Origin of the sequence: Paenibacillus sp. 11B (genome assembly GCF_030487755.1) — a bacterium.
In the GTDB taxonomy this organism is placed as follows: domain Bacteria; phylum Bacillota; class Bacilli; order Paenibacillales; family Paenibacillaceae; genus Paenibacillus; species Paenibacillus vandeheii.
On sequence record NZ_JAUKNS010000002.1, the window covers coordinates 1,346,202 to 1,362,013 of the forward strand.

The window sequence follows — 15,812 nt, forward strand, 5'->3', positions numbered from 1 at the left end:
CCTTACAGGTTTTTAATGATTTGATCAGCAAATTCAGAACATTTCACTTCAGTAGCGCCGTCCATCAGACGTGCAAAGTCATAAGTAACTGTTTTGTTGTTGATGGATGTTTCCATACCTTTGTAGATCAGGTTAGCCGCTTCTTGCCATCCCAAGTGCTCAAGCAACATAACGCCGGACAGGATAACGGAACCAGGGTTCACGACATCTTTGTCAGCATACTTAGGTGCAGTACCGTGAGTAGCTTCGAAGATAGCATGTCCTGTTACATAGTTGATGTTCGCTCCTGGAGCGATACCAATTCCGCCAACTTGTGCAGCCAGTGCATCGGACAGATAGTCACCGTTCAGGTTCAACGTTGCGATAACATCGAATTCGCCTGGACGAGTCAATACTTGTTGCAGAGCGATATCGGCAATCGCATCTTTCACGATGATTTTGCCAGCATCTTCAGCTGCTTTTTGAGCAGCATTTGCTGCATCTGTGCCGTCTTTTTCCTTGATGACATCGTATTGTGCCCAAGTGAACACTTTGTCAGCGAACTCTTCTTCAGCAACTTCATAACCCCAGTTTTTGAAGGCACCTTCAGTAAATTTCATGATATTGCCTTTGTGTACCAAAGTAACGCTCTTACGGTTGTGATCGATGGCATACTGCACTGCTGCACGTACCAAACGTTTGGAACCTTCAGAGGAAACTGGCTTGATACCAATACCGGAAGTTTCAGGGAAACGGATTTTGTTTGCACCCATCTCCTGTTGCAGGAACTGGATCACTTTTTTCACTTCTTCGGAACCTTCTGCATATTCAATACCAGCGTAGATATCTTCTGTATTTTCACGGAAAATGACCATGTCTACCAGTTCAGGACGTTTAACCGGAGAAGGTACACCATCGAAGTAACGGACAGGACGCAGGCATGTGTACAGATCCAGTTCTTGACGAAGTGCGACGTTCAGGGAACGAATTCCGCCACCGATTGGCGTAGTCAACGGTCCTTTGATGGCTACGATATACTCGCGAATGGCTTCAAGCGTGTCGTTTGGCAGCCACTCCCCGTATGTATCGAATGCTTTCTCGCCAGCAAACACTTCATACCATGCGATCTTTTTGCTGCCGTCATATGCTTTTTCAACAGCTGCATCCAATACGCGCTTGGAAGCTTTCCAGATGTCACGGCCTGTACCGTCACCTTCGATGAATGGAATGATTGGGTTATTAGGTACTTGAAGTGTACCGTTATCAATTTGAATTTTTTCGCCTTCAGTTGGATGAGCAAATTTTTCTAATTTCATTCGTATAATTCCTCCTTGAGATTCGTATGTGCAGTATGATAACACACCGCTTGTCTTAATTGGAGGAAGGGTTATGAACATGCGGCCCGTTTTTAGCCGACAGGTTTCAACCCTTCACCCCATCCTTGTTTATTATACTGGTTTTGACAGCATTAGCGAAGTTCAATCGAAACGTACTTCTGATCTGTTGGACCTGTGTACTCGGCACGCGGGCGAATAATACGGTTATCCGCGAGTTGCTCCAGAATATGAGCAGTCCAGCCTGATACCCTGCTAATCGCAAAGATCGGTGTAAACAGTACCTCTTCAATACCCAATTGGGTATATACGGAAGCTGAATAGAAATCTACATTTGGCTTCAAGCCTTTTTGTCCTGTCACCAGCTCTTCGATCTTCACTGACATATCATACAAGCGTGTATCGTTGTTCATTTCGCCCAGTTCCTTGGACATCTTTTGCAGATGTTTGGCACGTGGGTCTCCATTTTTGTATACACGGTGTCCGAATCCCATGATCTTCTCACGGTTGTTCAGTTTTTCCTGAATTGCCGCTTCGAGACGTTCAGGCGTACCAATCTCAATCAGCATTTTCATAACGGCTTCGTTAGCACCGCCATGCAATGGCCCCTTCAATGCACCAATCGCTGAAGTTACACCTGAATAGATGTCAGAAAGCGTAGCTACAGTTACACGCGCAGCAAATGTAGATGCATTCAATTCGTGATCAGCATGCAGAACAAGCGCCTGATCAAGAGCTTTAACAGCGGTCTCGGTCGGTTGTTCTCCAGTCATCATATATAAAAAGTTTTCTGCGATGGAAGCGCCTTCTTTTGGAGCCACAGGTTCCTTGCCCTGACGGATACGAGCTATGGCTGCCACAATAGTTGGCAATTGCGCTTGCAGCTTAACCGCTTTGTTCTCATTCGCTTCCGCTGTCATCTCGTCAGCCTGCTCATCATAGAGAGCCAATGCGGATACTGCGGAACGCAGTGCTGCCATGGTACTCATGTTTTTCGGATACAATTGGATTTGTGCAATCAACTCGCTCGGAATCGGCGCGTAATCGCTCAGGCTTTTGCGAAGGGATTTCAGTTCATCCGTAGTTGGCAATTTACCAAACCACAGCAAATAGGCAACTTCTTCAAAGCTTGCATGTTCAGCCAGATCGTCAATATCGTAACCACGGTATGTTAGCACACCGTCTACAATGGAGCTGATCGAAGAGGTTGTTGCAACGATGCCTTCCAGACCTTTGGTAGCTGTCATATTACATCTCTCCTTTAATAAACGAAATCAAGAACCCATCCAGAGTGTCATCTACGTGCCTCAAACGCACTCGTCCTTCTTTTGTAACCATTTACATTTTAAAATTAATAAATACCTCAATACCGGTTTTCATCTCTGTCAATCGGTATTTCCTTCTCTCATCATACTGGATTTTGTCGTTTATGTGAACATGATGCGGGGTCATCCGCACATCAAACTTCTTTATCAGACCGATAAAGCATTTTTGAAAACCTTTACAAAAACAAGGTTGACATTTTATTCTTTTTATATAAATCCATGCTATTAATCAAGTTTCTATTGCTATATTTTGTGAACATCAGGCATACTCTAGGCAAAAGAAAAGATATAAACCGACGACATCCTGGCGTTTCAAATCACTGGTTTTGCTCTATATTAACTAGATAGCTTCCTGTGCTTCCTTCATGGGTGCTTGAAATGGAATAAGGAGAGTTGATGCTTGGATAGAATCATAATGAAACGCCTGCTGCGCGGCATATGGGTGATTATCGCGGCCATTCTCATTGCCGTGGCCATATATTTGCTGTTCCCGCTGTTATATCCTTTTGCCATTGCTTGGATTATTGCTTATGCGATGAACCCTCTGGTGAAGTTACTTCAATACAAGGCCCGATTCCCTCGCTGGCTGGCAGTGACCTTGTCACTAATCATTTATTTCGGGGCCATTGTAGTCGTATTGTCCGCAGCTGTAACCCGTATGGTGAAAGAAGTCATTTCACTAACGACGAGCTTCGACCTTCATGTCGATGAGATTAAGGCTACGTTTGTCCGCTGGACCCAGAATGACACGATTCAGAGTTTAATTGGGCAGATCAATGAATTTTACAAGGAAAATCCCAACTATCAGGAGACCATTAACAGCAATATTAGCAAAACAACCGAAACGGTAGGTACAGCTGTAACGGATCTGGTCACCGGATTCTTCAACATGATCCTGAACCTGCTCACTTCCCTTCCCAATATGGGAGCAGTACTTATTGTTGTTCTATTGTCAGCTTTCTTTATCAGCAAAAGTTGGAACAGACATAGCATTACCGTATCGGGCTGGGTGCCCTCTTCCGTTCGCAAGCCGATTAGCGACATATGGAATGATCTGAAAAAAGCACTGTTTGGTTATGCACGGGCCCAGTTGATCATGATCTCCATCACCGCATTATTTGTCATGATCGGATTGCTTGTGCTACAGGTTAAGTCTGCTTTCACGATCGCTTTGCTTATCGGTCTGGTGGATCTGCTTCCTTATCTCGGTGTTGGCCTGGTGATGGTTCCCTGGGCGGCATATCTGCTTATGAATGGTGACTTGTATCTAGGGATAGGCATCAGCATTGTATATCTTATTGTGCTGATTGCCCGCCAAATCATTGAACCCAAAGTTCTTGCCAGCAGCGTCGGCCTGGACCCTCTCGCCACATTGGTTGGCATGTTTGTCGGACTGAAGCTGTTCGGTGTACTCGGTTTGATCATTGGCCCTGTCAGTCTTGTCATCCTTGATGCATTCAATCGAGCGAATGTATTCCGGGATCTCCGAACATACATTATTAATGGACGTGTCCGATGAATTCATTATTTCCATTTTTTGTAATCCATCCGCATATAATCAAGATACAAAAAAGGCACCGCTCATCAGACTGAATCTGGTGGTGGGTGCCTTTCTTTAACTGTTTTTTTCTGGTATAGCCTATTGTTTCGGACCGCGATAAAACTTAATACTTCCGTTTCTCATTTTTTTCTCCAGCCATCCCAGGAAGAACAGACGATACACTGAACGTGTTATGGGAAACAACAGCGTAAATCCGATCAGATCTGTAATAAATCCGGGAATCAGCAGCAGGAAACCACCGACAAATATAAAAAGGCCATCTACCATTTTTCGTCCGGGCACCTTACCGCGCTCCATCTCGGATTTGGCATCGATAAGTACTTTTCGTCCTTCAAACTGCAACATTGCTATACCGATCAAGGACGTGAGAATCATAAGAAGCAATGTCTTTCCGGCTCCAATCCAGTCACTCATAAGAATGAAACCAAACAGTTCACTCACCGGAATGATTAAGAGCAAGGCCCACATCCATCTTCGCATTTACGTATTACCCCTTTCCTGAAAGCCACACTTTCTCAAGTGCGCTGTAGAGCTCAGAAGCTGCCTTATCCAGCCGGACTGGCTTCCAGTCCCCATTGACCCATACATGCTGGGTAGAGCCTGTAACCAATCGTTCACCAGGAAGGGACTCATCCGATGACCATACTCGTTGCCCAATGCCTATCTGCTCATTGAGGTCTGCAGTTATACGCCTTATGTCATACTCATAGTTCAGTCGCAGACCGCTAAATGCAGCAATACGGGTGAAAATGATGATTTCATCATCATACCGGGCAGGTTTATGATATTTCACATCCAGTCCGGTTACCGGAAGCAGTAACCCCTGTTCCTCCATTTTACGATATGTATACCCCATTTGGCGAATCATCTCGGTTCGACCGATTTCAAACCAATTCAAATAATTGGCGTGATAGACCACACCCATCTGATCACTTTCTTGATAACGCACGCGAAGGCGTGCCGTGTACCAATCGCCATTGCTTTGTTGTTGCATGTTATCGGCCTCCTTCGATATACCAATCCTTACGTATTCAGCGGCAATAAAGTGTCATAAAGATGGAAAAAAAGCAACGGGACGCAAACGCCCCATTGCTTTATCCTGTTGCTTCTCTTCCGAACAATTATGCGTTGTTTGGAATTTGGCTTACTTTGATCAGGTTGGTGGAACCGGAACGACCCAAAGGTACACCCGCTGTAATGACAACCAGGTCTCCTTCTTTTACAAGTCCGGACTTCACGCCGCCTTCAATTGCATTTTCAAACAAAGCGTCAGTGGAATCAACAAGTCTTCCTTTGACTGGTGTTACACCCCAAGCCAAGCAAAGACGACGGGAAGTTCTGTCTTCCGTTGTCACCGCGATGATTGGAGATTCTGGACGATATTTAGAAATCATGCGTGCTGTATGACCGGATTCAGTCGAAGTAATGATCGCTTTAGCGTTCAGATCTTGAGCTGACAGGGCAACAGATTGGCTGATTGCTTCAGTAACTGTTGTTTGTTGAGCAACACGTTGTTTCAGATACAGCTCTTGGTAAGGCAGAGCGGATTCTGCTTTTTCGGCAATACGGGACATCGTCAGAACGGATTCAACTGGGTATTTACCCGCAGCTGTCTCACCAGACAACATGATCGCATCTGTACCGTCGAAGATCGCATTGGCTACGTCACTTGCTTCTGCACGTGTTGGACGTGGGTTGCGCTGCATGGAATCCAGCATTTGTGTAGCTGTGATAACCGGTTTGCCTGCAACGTTACATTTTTCGATCATGCGTTTTTGTACCAATGGTACTTCTTCCGCAGGAATCTCTACACCCAGGTCTCCACGAGCAACCATCAGGCCATCGGACACTTCAAGGATTTCATCCAGGTTGTCCACACCTTGTTGGTTCTCAATTTTGGAGATGATTTGGATATGTCCGGCATTGTGTTTCTCAAGCAATTCACGAATCTCAAGAACGTCACTTGCTTTACGAACAAAAGAAGCCGCGATGAAATCGACACCTTGCTCGATACCGAAGACGATATCGTTGGCATCTTTTTCGGTAATACCCGGCAGAGAAATGGCAACGCCTGGAACGTTAACACCTTTTTTGCTTTTGATTGTACCGCCGTTAACGATACGGCATTTGATCTCGGTACCTTGCACTTCCACCACAGTCAGTCCGATCAGACCGTCGTCGATCAGAATTGTAGATCCCGGTTCAACATCACTCGGAAGATCTGTATACGTAATGGAGAGACGTTCTTTGGTGCCCAGAATTTCTTCTGTTGTCAAAGTGATGTACTCGTCTTGAACCAGTTCAATTGGCTCCACTTCGAGTTTACCTGTCCGAATTTCCGGTCCTTTGGTGTCCAGCAAGATCGCTACTGTCTTGTTCAGCTCTTCGCATGCTTGGCGAATTGCTGTGATCCGTCCGCCGTGCTCATCGAAATCACCGTGGGAGAAGTTCAAACGGGCCACATTCATACCGGCCATAATCAATTTTTTGGTGTTCTCCAATGATTCACTGGATGGACCAATCGTACATACAATCTTTGTTTTGCGCATTTTGGGTTTCCTCCGATTTTAAAGGTCTATCTTTTTTATCTATTTTTCTTTTTCCAACTATTAAATTTACTATACTTTTGCTCGTTTGTATAGGAAATTCGTCATATCATTCAGCATTTCCCGACAAATTACCCGCTGTATCGACTTCAACAGGCACTTGAGTGGCTTCAATCTGCACTTCAGGTTCAAACGTGACTGATCCAATTTTACGGAATTTCTCATACCGATCCTGCTTCAATTGGTCACCGGTCCAGCCTTTCATCTCATCCAGATGGCGAATCAAAGCCTCGCTGATCGCAGCCGCAGATTCTTCATAATCCTTATGAGCACCACCGCGTGGCTCGGGAATTATTTCTTCAATGACCTCCATCTCCAGAAGGTCTTTGGCCGTTATTTTCATCGCTTCGGCTGCCTGATCTGCCTTGGATGCATCTTTCCAAAGAATGGATGCAGCACCATTCGGAGAGATCGCAGAATAAATCGCATGCTCCAGCATCAACACACGATTACCCACAGCCATAGCAAGGGCCCCGCCGCTTCCGCCTTCGCCGATGACCACCACAATAACAGGCACCGAGAGCTTCGCCATTTCCAGCAGGTTACGGGCAATAGCTTCCGATTGACCTCTCTCTTCAGCAGTATTACCCGGATAAGCCCCTTTAGTATCAACGAATGTAATAATTGGACGACCAAATTTGTTTGCTTGCTTCATCAGACGCAGCCCTTTTCGGAATCCTTCCGGATGTGCGCTCCCAAAAAAGCGGGCGATATTATCCTTCGTATCTTTCCCCCGCTGTTGGCCGATGACCGTTACGGTTTGTCCGTTCAGCTTCGCGAGTCCGCCAATAACCGCCAGATCGTCTCCAAACATGCGGTCGCCGTGCAACTCAATGAAATCCGTAAATATCAGCTGGATCAGATCCAGTGCCGTCGGACGCTGCTGATGCCGCGCCAGATGCATTTTCTGTGCGGCCGTTATACCAGAATAAATCTCTTCTTCAAGTCTATGATAACGTTCTTCCAGGCGGGCAATTTCGTCGGTGAAGTCGATGCCTTTTTCCTGTCCAAACTGTACGAGCTCTTCGATCTTTTTGCGCATCTCAACCAGAGGCGCTTCATATGGCAACTCACCCGCCATTCAGACCCCTCCTTTTTCACTATGCATGTCTAGAAGCTTGCCAAGGGTGGCTCGAAGTTCCTTCCGATGGACCACCAAGTCCAGCTGACCGTGCTGCATATTAAATTCTGCCGTCTGGAAATCGTCAGGCAGTTTCTGACGGATCGTCTGCTCAATGACGATTCTGCCGGCAAAGCCAAATACAGCTCCCGGCTCGGCAATATTGATATCACCAAGGCTCGCAAAACTGGCTGAAACTCCGCCTGTCGTCGGATCAGTAATGACCGAAATATACAAGCCGCCCTGTTCATCCAAACGGGACAAAGCCGCACTTGTTTTTGCCATTTGCATAAGGCTAAGAATACTTTCCTGCATTCGGGCTCCCCCGGAAGTTGAGAAAATGATCAGAGGCAAACGTTTTTCTGTTGCAAGCTCAATCGCACGGGTAATTTTCTCCCCTACAACCGAGCCCATACTGCCTGTAAAGAAGTCGAAGCTCATAACAGCAACAACTACAGGCAAACCTTCTATGGTTCCCTCACCTGTAATGACAGCTTCCTTCAAGCCTGACTTCAGGCGCTGTTGCTCCAATTTGTTACTATATCCAGGGAAGTCAAGCGGATTAACCGATATCATATCAGCGTCATGCTCCACAAACCCTTGCTCATCTAGAACCATGGCAATACGTTCCATTGCGTTCAAACGCATATGATAACCGCAAGCCGGACATACTTTCAGGTTTTTCTCCAATTCCTTGCTATATTGAATCGTGCCGCATTTGCTGCACTTGTTCATAAGCCCTTCAGGTATTTCACGTTTTGGACGTTCTCCAGCTTCCTGACCTTCGCCACGAAGCGCACGCTCGGAAGGTATGGTCGCGTACTTCCGTTTTTTCTGGAATATATCTTTGAACACAACTACACCTCTCCAGCCGTTGATTTGATGGCCGCAACCTGCAGTCCGTTGCATGTAGCAACTTCATCCGCGCGCTGCGGTAAACCGCTTACGACCCATACGCTGCCATGGGCCTTGTCCAGCATTCACAACAAAAAAATCCGCCGGTATAAGGCAAGGATCAGCGGCTTCTGTCAGCACGATTGATGTTACCTGCAATAACCGAAAGATTGTTGCGCTGATGTTTGAATCTGTCTTGGTAGGGTCTCTGTAAGCAATCTGGTCGGTCCTTGTCCTAACAAAAAAAGAAGGAAGGACAGCAGCATACAATACATGCAAGTCGATTCCTCTTTCCGCTTGCGCGGTCAGTCCCTTATGTACCATTGGTACTTCTTCATCTGCCAAGGCACGTCTGATATCGAATGAATCAGGAATGCAGAATCGAATTCAACACTTCCTGAACCTCTTCCAATTCCCCTGAAGGGACGCGAATCTCAAATTGCTGCTTGGATAAACTGATGGGACGGGTCTGTACCAGAAAACCTTCTTCCGAAAGCTTGGTCTTAATCTTGTCCGCAACCTTTGCTGTCGGTGCAATGTAAATCACCGTCCACATGCCATGTCCGCCCCCTAAGCTAATGTTCAGAGCCCGTATATTGGACTAATGATAACATACCTCACTTTTTTTCTGCAAGGAAGGGTTCGGGACCTTTGGGGAGAAAACGAGAACTAGAGGGACATTTGTCCCGCGAGGATAACCGATATGGTTGATGCGATGTTCCTAGAACTTTCCTTCTCAAAAAGGAATTTCAGACCTCTCAGGGCAGCATTAGCCGCCCCCCGAAGACCTTCAAGCCAACAAACAAAAGAAAGCAAATACTAAAATAAATGAAAAAACAAATAAAAGGAATCAGATATCCGATGGATATTTCTTGGCTTTAATATTTTTGTGAGCAATTCGAGCAGAAGCGGCTGCGGCTAACCCGGCAACCAGGTCGTCCAGAAAAACATGTATAGCCGGTCCTGCTTCGTTCAGGTCATGAATGACACCAATCTTTTCTTTATCCAGATAACCAAAACTGGTTAAACCGATCATACCATACACATGGGTAATGCCAAGAGCAAGAGTCTCGTCCACTCCATACAGGGATTCATCCGCCTCCATAATTGCCTGCAAAGGTTGCGGCAAAAGGCGTTTCTCAGCAAGCTCGTCGAGGGCTATTCCTGTGTACAACGTATATTGCACCTCACGTTTCTGCAGTACTGATTTTACACTGGTGACACAGTCATCCATAGTCAGTTCCGGGTGGTACCCTTTTTGCAGACGATATACAATTTCCGCGACTGCATCAATCTGTACACCCCGCCGGGCCAGCATGGCTTCTACGATTTCATATGACATATCTCGACCTCCCGCATCGCTCCCCCGAGAACCCCCAGGTCCTTCGGTGTTCTCAAGTGTATGCGGCAAACTCGCAAAATGTTCATAAAAAATGCGGAATGCACAATCACTATGGCACTCTGCTTATCCTATAAATTATGTAAAAATATTCACATATTACATTCTTGCGTTCATTATCTTCTTCGCCTACATACGTGATGTAATTGGTAAAATAAACACAAAAAACCTGCTCGGCAGTTGGCCGAACAGGTTGCATCATTGGGAATAAGAACGTGTCTCAGAGTCATGAGAAAAGCCGAAAACAAATCATTTGCAGGACAACCTCTTATTTAATTTTCACCGTTCCCTCGCCCAGCATTTGCTCCATTTCGGAGAACAAGGAGGGCGAAGGTTTAATGCGATAGGCATCACTCAATGCGAGCAGCTTCTGCTGCTGCTCATAGAAGAGCACCGTCGCTACCGGACCCGAATGCTGCTGAAGCAGCTGCTTCAGTCGGGCCAGAAGCTCTGGCTTCTCCGCCTGCGGGGTGATCTTCACGAACACCCGCTGCTCTACAACCCGCGGGCCACGGCTCTGCTCCGTGCCGCCAGCGGCCTCAGTGGGCCGACGAGCCACGGAAGAGGCCCCATTGGCATGGGCCCCCGCCCCGGGCCCAACCGCAGCGCTGTGCGTTGCTGCCGGGCCCTGGCTACCGCTGCTGTGCGCAGCTCCAGCATTCACGCCTGCGCTGCTGCGCTGTGCTCCGGCCGCCTGCCGTGGCGAAGCCGCCGGGCTCGAAGCACTGCCGCTGCCGGGCTTACCGCGCCGTTCGCGGCTGCGCAGCTGCTGTTCCAGTGCCGCCGGTGACAGCGGCGCCACTTCCTCAGCCAGCAGCTTAAACCCTTCGTCCTGCTGCTGCACCTTGGCACGCACGACGAGCAGTTCACCTTTCCCGACATGCTGCTGGCTGCGCCGCCATACTTCGGGAAAGAGAACCACTTCACAGCGTTCGATCTGGTCTTCCAGCTCCATGAACGCCATAGCCTTGCCCTGTTTCGTCGTAATCGACTTCACAGACACAACCATCCCGGCTGCGACAGCCATCGTATCGTCCGCCGCTTCCGTCAGCTCCATAATGCGGTCTGCGCCGCTGGATTCGAGCACATCTTCGTAGTCATCCAATGGGTGACCAGATAGATACAAACCTAACAGCTCACGCTCCAGCTCCAGCTGCTGACTCCCGGAATAAGGCGGGATTTCAGGATATTCAATCTCCCAGTTTGGCGTCTCGACAAAATCAAATAATTGAATTTGCAGATCCTCACGTTCCTTGCGCCATTTCAGAGCCGCTTCCACGGTCTCATCCAGCATCGCCAGTAACTGCGCACGGTGCCCAGGCAATGTGTCAAAGGCTCCCGCTTGAATAAGCGATTCAATCACACGTTTGTTGCAGACACGCAAATCGACACGTCGACAAAAATCGAGCAAACTGTCGAACGGTCTTTCCTGCCGTACGATCATGATACTCTCCATCGCCTGGGTACCTACATTTTTTACCGCAGCCAGACCGAAACGTATCGCCCCGGTTGCTTTACCTGCATCCGAATTTTGATCCGGCGATCCATCTTGCGCCTGTACAGCAGACATTCCACGCTCTTCAGTGAGCGATGACTCCTCTTCCCCAGTCCCATGCAGACGTTCTGCTGTAGAAACCGTCATCACACCCGAACCTGTTCGATCCTCGGAATGCTCTGGCATAGCCGTCTCTGCCTGCCACCCATATGCACCACCGTCTTCATCGGGTACGGGACCCGGATCATCCGGCAGAGGTGCTTCTCCGTATTCCGCATGTCCCGAATAATGATCATCATCATGTACGGCATGTTCGATAGTCAAACCTGCTGTACCGTCCTCACCATGTTCTTCCGCTACATGTTGGGTTTCCGCTGCTTTCCCAGACTTCGTGCTGCTGGATGATGCAAGCACAGGTGTAAACAGAATGCCACTTTCATTCACATCCGGCGGAAGTACATTAATGTTCATACGCCGACATTCCACAACGTACTCTGCCACTTTGCGGTGACTGCCCATAACGGCTGTTAACATGGAGGCCATAAAATGAACAGGATAATGCGCCTTCAGATAAGCCGTCTGGAAAGCCAGCACCCCATACGCCGCGGCATGGGCACGAGGGAAACCATAATTGGCAAACTTGACGATCATGTCATAGACCAGGTCTGCCTCCGCTTCGCTGTATCCTTGCTTGAGACTGCCCTGAACAAAATGTCCTCGTTCAAGATCCAGCACATCCCGCTTCTTCTTGGAAACCGCTCTGCGGAGCAAATCCGCTTCACCGAGAGAGAAGCCCGCCATCCGGGAAGCAATCTGCATAATTTGTTCCTGATATACAATGATGCCGTACGTATCCTTAAGGATGGACTCCAGATCCGCATGGGGGTAATCCACTTCGATCTGTCCATGTTTGCCCTGAATATATTTGGATATGAATTCCATCGGGCCCGGGCGATACAAGGCCAGTACGGAAATAATATCTTCAAATACACTTGGCTTCAGCTCCTTCAAGACTCGACGCACCCCTGCGGATTCCAACTGGAATATCCCCATCGTGTCGCCTCGACCAAGCATCTCATATGTGAGTGCATCGTCGTCCGCAATATGACGAAAATCCGGAATCTCGCCATGTTCACCAATCCAGCGCAGACAGCGCTCAATAATTGAAAGGGTGCGCAGACCAAGGAAGTCCATTTTGAGCAGTCCAATGGACTCCAGGTTTTCCATGGAATACTGCGTTAAGGCCGTTCCCTCACTGCCCTCCTGAAGCGGAACGGCATCCGTCAGCGGATCACGGGAGATGACGACCCCCGCCGCATGCGTGGAGGCATGACGCGGCATGCCTTCCACCTTCATCGCCATATCGAGCAATTCACGTGTTTTGGGCTTGGTCTCATATAGGGCCTTCAGTTCAGGTGTGCCTTCCATGGCCCGCTGAATGTTAATGCCGAGCTGTGCAGGAATCAGCTTCGCTGCCTTGTCCACCTCGCCGTAAGGCACATTTAGTGCACGTCCGACGTCCCGAACGGCTGCACGGGCTGCCATCGTACCAAAAGTGATAATTTGGGCGACATGGGCTTTGCCGTATTTTTTTGCAACATATTCAATGACTTCATCCCGCCGTTCATCACTGAAGTCAATATCAATATCCGGCATGGAGATCCGTTCCGGATTCAGAAACCGCTCGAAGAGCAGGTTATATTTCATCGGATCAACGTCTGTAATACGCAAAGTATAGGCAACCAGACTACCTGCAGAGGAGCCACGACCCGGCCCGGTGACAATTCCCTGCTGGTGAGAATAAGCGATAAAATCCCATACGATCAGGAAATAATCCGAGAATCCCATACTGTCTATAACCCGGAGTTCATAATCCAGCCGCTGTTCAAGTTCGGCTCTGAGCTCCGTGTCCGTCCAACGCGATGTTTCAGTATAGCGCTTCTCCATTCCCTCTTCGCACAACTGGCGCAGATAGGCAGAAGGACTTTCCCCTTCTGGAAGCGGTCTGTACTCCGGCAAAATCGATTTGCCGAATTCCAGCTGCAGCTCACACGACTCCGCGATGCGAACCGTATTCTCCAATGCTTCGGGCACATGGGGGAACAAACGCGCCATTTCTTGCTCACTCTTGAGATAAAGTTGATTGGTCCCGATGCGCAGTCGGTTCTCATCATCTACCGTTTTACCTGTTCCGATACAGATCAACACATCCTGAAGCTCGGCGTCCTCTTCCGACAGATAGTGCGCATCATTGGTAGCCACCAATGGAATATCAAGCTCTGCTGCCAGACGAATCAGCTGGGGGTTGACTCTTTTTTGTTCAGATAGCCCGTGATCCTGCAGCTCCAGATAGAAATCGGCACCAAAAATGTTTTTGTAACGGAGCGCCGCACGCTTTGCCTCTTCCTCTCGGCCATGCAGAAGATGCTGGGGAACTTCTCCTCCCAGACAAGCACTTAGACAGATGATCCCCTCATGATGGGCGGCCAGACTTTCCATATCAATACGCGGCTTGTAATGGAAGCCTTCCAAATGTCCGATGGAGCATAGTTTCATCAGATTGCGATAACCCGTCATATTTTTGGCCAATAAAATCAGATGATGGATCGGCTGATCCTTGCGGCTTCCCCGCTCTTTGCGAGACCCGGCGGTCATATAAGCCTCACATCCAATGATCGGCTTTATTCCCCGCTCAACGCAGGCTTTATAGAAAGGGATGGCACCATACATTACACCGTGGTCGGTCAATGCCAGCGTAGTCATTCCGAGATCCGCGGCCTTATTCACGAGATCCGGTATACGCGCAGCGCCGTCCAGCAAACTATATTCACTGTGAACGTGCAAATGCACAAAAGAACTCATGTTTTTTTCTTCCTTTCGCCATGGACAGTCGCAGCAAATGCCTTGCATCAGGTGGTTGCTGTACTATCTTCTTCTATCCGTATTTTTCATCCTTCGGGTTCAAACCGAAAGTCGATTTCTGTTTGATGCAAGATGCTGCTATAAATGAAATGAATGAAATATAAGAATTCATTCTAATGAAGAGTGTTTTATTATTCTATTTTATCATAACGTTCGGGGGCACGCCCATACAATAGAAGTACAAGCCGCTCCCCCTGTTCCGGACCGAAGACAGGAGGTGTGCTGCTGGGTCTGAAAGGGGTGTTGCCGGATGAGCACATTTTTGTCCAAAGCTATTCTTGATTTCTTCATTGCGTTTGGGATCGTGCTGGGCGGCGCGATGATTGGAGGTATAGGAGCGGTGGTCTCTCTCCAGCCTCCGACACAGACGATGCTTGATGTCGCCGGGAAAATTAAAATTTGGGCGCTCGCAGCGGCCGTCGGCGGTACAATCGATCCGATGCGGGTGATCGAAAGCAACGTGCTGGACGGCAATCTGTCTCCGGCAGTCAAACAAATTCTGTACCTGATATCCGCGTTTATGGGCGCCCACATGGGTACTGAGCTGGTGAAATGGGTTTGCGGTGGAGGACGGGGTTAACATGACTCCAGGACAGCGCCCATGAGAATCCCGCCTTTTGAACGTTACCGCCCGCTTATGCGCATGACTGCTGTCTTTGTTCTGGGAATGATCGCCGGTTGTGTCGTGTACAACGGTGTATTTCACCTGAGTTACAACGAGTTGTGGCTCAACAATCAGGAGTTGCAGCTTCAGCTGCATCAGAATGAGGAGGATATTAAAACGCTGAAAAAATATAGTAAACGCCAAACCGTCATAAAGGAAATCAAAGTTCGCGCAGAAGATTCTGACAAGGGACCGGACGAGGCCTCCCTGAAAGTGATGCTGCAGAAACTGGGGGATGAACTTGAAGTTCTTAGGGGCCGCGACGTCTTCAACATCGACGAGTACAGTAAAATGACACGTATTATGCTGAACCAAAAAGTGTACGAGGTCAGAGAAAAAGAGTATACCGTTCAGGTGAAAACGATGCTGGTGATGGAAGGTGTGCTGCAAGTTTGGGTTCAGATTCGGATGCACGTTCCTGCATAAAAAGCAGATGACAGCTCCAGAAAAAAACTGCCCTTGCCCTCGGCCTGCATGGTACAATAAGGGCAGTAAATGCTTTCCAGAAAAGGA

The 15,812-nt window shown here is 48.2% G+C and carries 14 protein-coding genes; 3 read left to right on the forward strand and 11 right to left on the reverse strand.

The genetic code is table 11. The annotated features are described in order from the left end of the window. Positions 1-2: 2 nt before the first annotated feature. Together icd and citZ are read right to left on the reverse strand one after the other, a co-directional pair. Positions 3-1,295, reverse strand: a complete 1,293-nt coding sequence (icd, locus tag Q0V21_RS14455; RefSeq protein WP_024629139.1) for an NADP-dependent isocitrate dehydrogenase — start codon at positions 1,293-1,295, stop codon at positions 3-5. 152 nt (positions 1,296-1,447) lie between these two features. Next, on the reverse strand, positions 1,448-2,560 hold the full coding sequence (citZ, locus tag Q0V21_RS14460; RefSeq protein ID WP_079345921.1) for a citrate synthase: 1,113 nt from the start codon (positions 2,558-2,560) through the stop codon (positions 1,448-1,450). 478 nt (positions 2,561-3,038) lie between these two features. Between citZ and ytvI the strand changes: the two genes are divergently transcribed. Further along, a complete protein-coding gene (gene ytvI, locus Q0V21_RS14465; protein WP_079345923.1) occupies positions 3,039-4,157 on the forward strand; it encodes a sporulation integral membrane protein YtvI in 1,119 nt (372 codons plus the stop codon). Positions 4,158-4,277: 120 nt separating this feature from the next. Here ytvI and Q0V21_RS14470 read toward each other — a convergent pair whose 3' ends face one another. From Q0V21_RS14470 to Q0V21_RS14510, 9 genes are all read right to left on the reverse strand, one after another. Continuing rightward, complete coding sequence (locus Q0V21_RS14470; protein ID WP_301879487.1) at positions 4,278-4,679, reverse strand: FxsA family protein; 402 nt, start codon at positions 4,677-4,679, stop codon at positions 4,278-4,280. Between the two features lie 7 nt (positions 4,680-4,686). After that, positions 4,687-5,193: an acyl-CoA thioesterase gene (locus Q0V21_RS14475; protein ID WP_094936670.1), complete on the reverse strand. Its 507-nt coding sequence runs from the start codon at positions 5,191-5,193 to the stop codon at positions 4,687-4,689. 127 nt (positions 5,194-5,320) lie between these two features. Further along, complete coding sequence (pyk, locus tag Q0V21_RS14480) at positions 5,321-6,748, reverse strand: pyruvate kinase (RefSeq protein ID WP_024629134.1); 1,428 nt, start codon at positions 6,746-6,748, stop codon at positions 5,321-5,323. Between the two features lie 106 nt (positions 6,749-6,854). Beyond that, positions 6,855-7,886, reverse strand: coding sequence for an acetyl-CoA carboxylase carboxyltransferase subunit alpha (locus Q0V21_RS14485; protein ID WP_301879488.1), 1,032 nt, complete (start codon positions 7,884-7,886; stop codon positions 6,855-6,857). Then, a complete protein-coding gene (accD, locus tag Q0V21_RS14490; protein WP_024629132.1) occupies positions 7,887-8,780 on the reverse strand; it encodes an acetyl-CoA carboxylase, carboxyltransferase subunit beta in 894 nt (297 codons plus the stop codon). Positions 8,781-8,843: 63 nt separating this feature from the next. Continuing rightward, on the reverse strand, positions 8,844-9,143 hold the full coding sequence (locus tag Q0V21_RS14495; RefSeq protein WP_024629131.1) for a hypothetical protein: 300 nt from the start codon (positions 9,141-9,143) through the stop codon (positions 8,844-8,846). A 43-nt stretch (positions 9,144-9,186) separates the two neighbouring features. Next, complete coding sequence (locus Q0V21_RS14500; RefSeq protein WP_017689496.1) at positions 9,187-9,375, reverse strand: hypothetical protein; 189 nt, start codon at positions 9,373-9,375, stop codon at positions 9,187-9,189. 294 nt (positions 9,376-9,669) lie between these two features. Then, positions 9,670-10,161, reverse strand: a complete 492-nt coding sequence (locus tag Q0V21_RS14505; RefSeq protein WP_079345929.1) for a phosphatidylglycerophosphatase A family protein — start codon at positions 10,159-10,161, stop codon at positions 9,670-9,672. 325 nt (positions 10,162-10,486) lie between these two features. Then, positions 10,487-14,575 carry a DNA polymerase III subunit alpha gene (locus Q0V21_RS14510; RefSeq protein ID WP_301879489.1) on the reverse strand — a complete coding sequence of 1,363 codons (4,089 nt, stop codon included), beginning with the start codon at positions 14,573-14,575 and terminating at the stop codon, positions 10,487-10,489. Between the two features lie 310 nt (positions 14,576-14,885). Between Q0V21_RS14510 and Q0V21_RS14515 the strand changes: the two genes are divergently transcribed. Together Q0V21_RS14515 and Q0V21_RS14520 are read left to right on the forward strand one after the other, a co-directional pair. Beyond that, on the forward strand, positions 14,886-15,215 hold the full coding sequence (locus Q0V21_RS14515) for a YtrH family sporulation protein (RefSeq protein WP_024629128.1): 330 nt from the start codon (positions 14,886-14,888) through the stop codon (positions 15,213-15,215). Between the two features lie 21 nt (positions 15,216-15,236). After that, a complete protein-coding gene (locus Q0V21_RS14520) occupies positions 15,237-15,725 on the forward strand; it encodes a sporulation membrane protein YtrI (RefSeq protein WP_024629127.1) in 489 nt (162 codons plus the stop codon). Positions 15,726-15,812: the final 87 nt, after the last annotated feature.

Bases quoted from the DNA above. Each gene is read 5' to 3' on its own strand.
- Q0V21_RS14505 (WP_079345929.1), bottom strand. From the start codon at position 10,161: ATGTCATATGAAATCGTAGAAGCCATGCTGGCCCGGCGGGGTGTACAG.
- pyk (WP_024629134.1), bottom strand. From the start codon at position 6,748: ATGCGCAAAACAAAGATTGTATGTACGATTGGTCCATCCAGTGAATCA.
- Q0V21_RS14470 (WP_301879487.1), bottom strand. From the start codon at position 4,679: ATGCGAAGATGGATGTGGGCCTTGCTCTTAATCATTCCGGTGAGTGAA.
- Q0V21_RS14515 (WP_024629128.1), top strand. From the start codon at position 14,886: ATGAGCACATTTTTGTCCAAAGCTATTCTTGATTTCTTCATTGCGTTT.
- Q0V21_RS14485 (WP_301879488.1), bottom strand. From the start codon at position 7,886: ATGGCGGGTGAGTTGCCATATGAAGCGCCTCTGGTTGAGATGCGCAAA.
- Q0V21_RS14510 (WP_301879489.1), bottom strand. From the start codon at position 14,575: ATGAGTTCTTTTGTGCATTTGCACGTTCACAGTGAATATAGTTTGCTG.
- citZ (WP_079345921.1), bottom strand. From the start codon at position 2,560: ATGACAGCTACCAAAGGTCTGGAAGGCATCGTTGCAACAACCTCTTCG.
- Q0V21_RS14475 (WP_094936670.1), bottom strand. From the start codon at position 5,193: ATGCAACAACAAAGCAATGGCGATTGGTACACGGCACGCCTTCGCGTG.
- Q0V21_RS14500 (WP_017689496.1), bottom strand. From the start codon at position 9,375: ATGTGGACGGTGATTTACATTGCACCGACAGCAAAGGTTGCGGACAAG.
- Q0V21_RS14520 (WP_024629127.1), top strand. From the start codon at position 15,237: ATGAGAATCCCGCCTTTTGAACGTTACCGCCCGCTTATGCGCATGACT.
- icd (WP_024629139.1), bottom strand. From the start codon at position 1,295: ATGAAATTAGAAAAATTTGCTCATCCAACTGAAGGCGAAAAAATTCAA.
- Q0V21_RS14495 (WP_024629131.1), bottom strand. From the start codon at position 9,143: ATGGTACATAAGGGACTGACCGCGCAAGCGGAAAGAGGAATCGACTTG.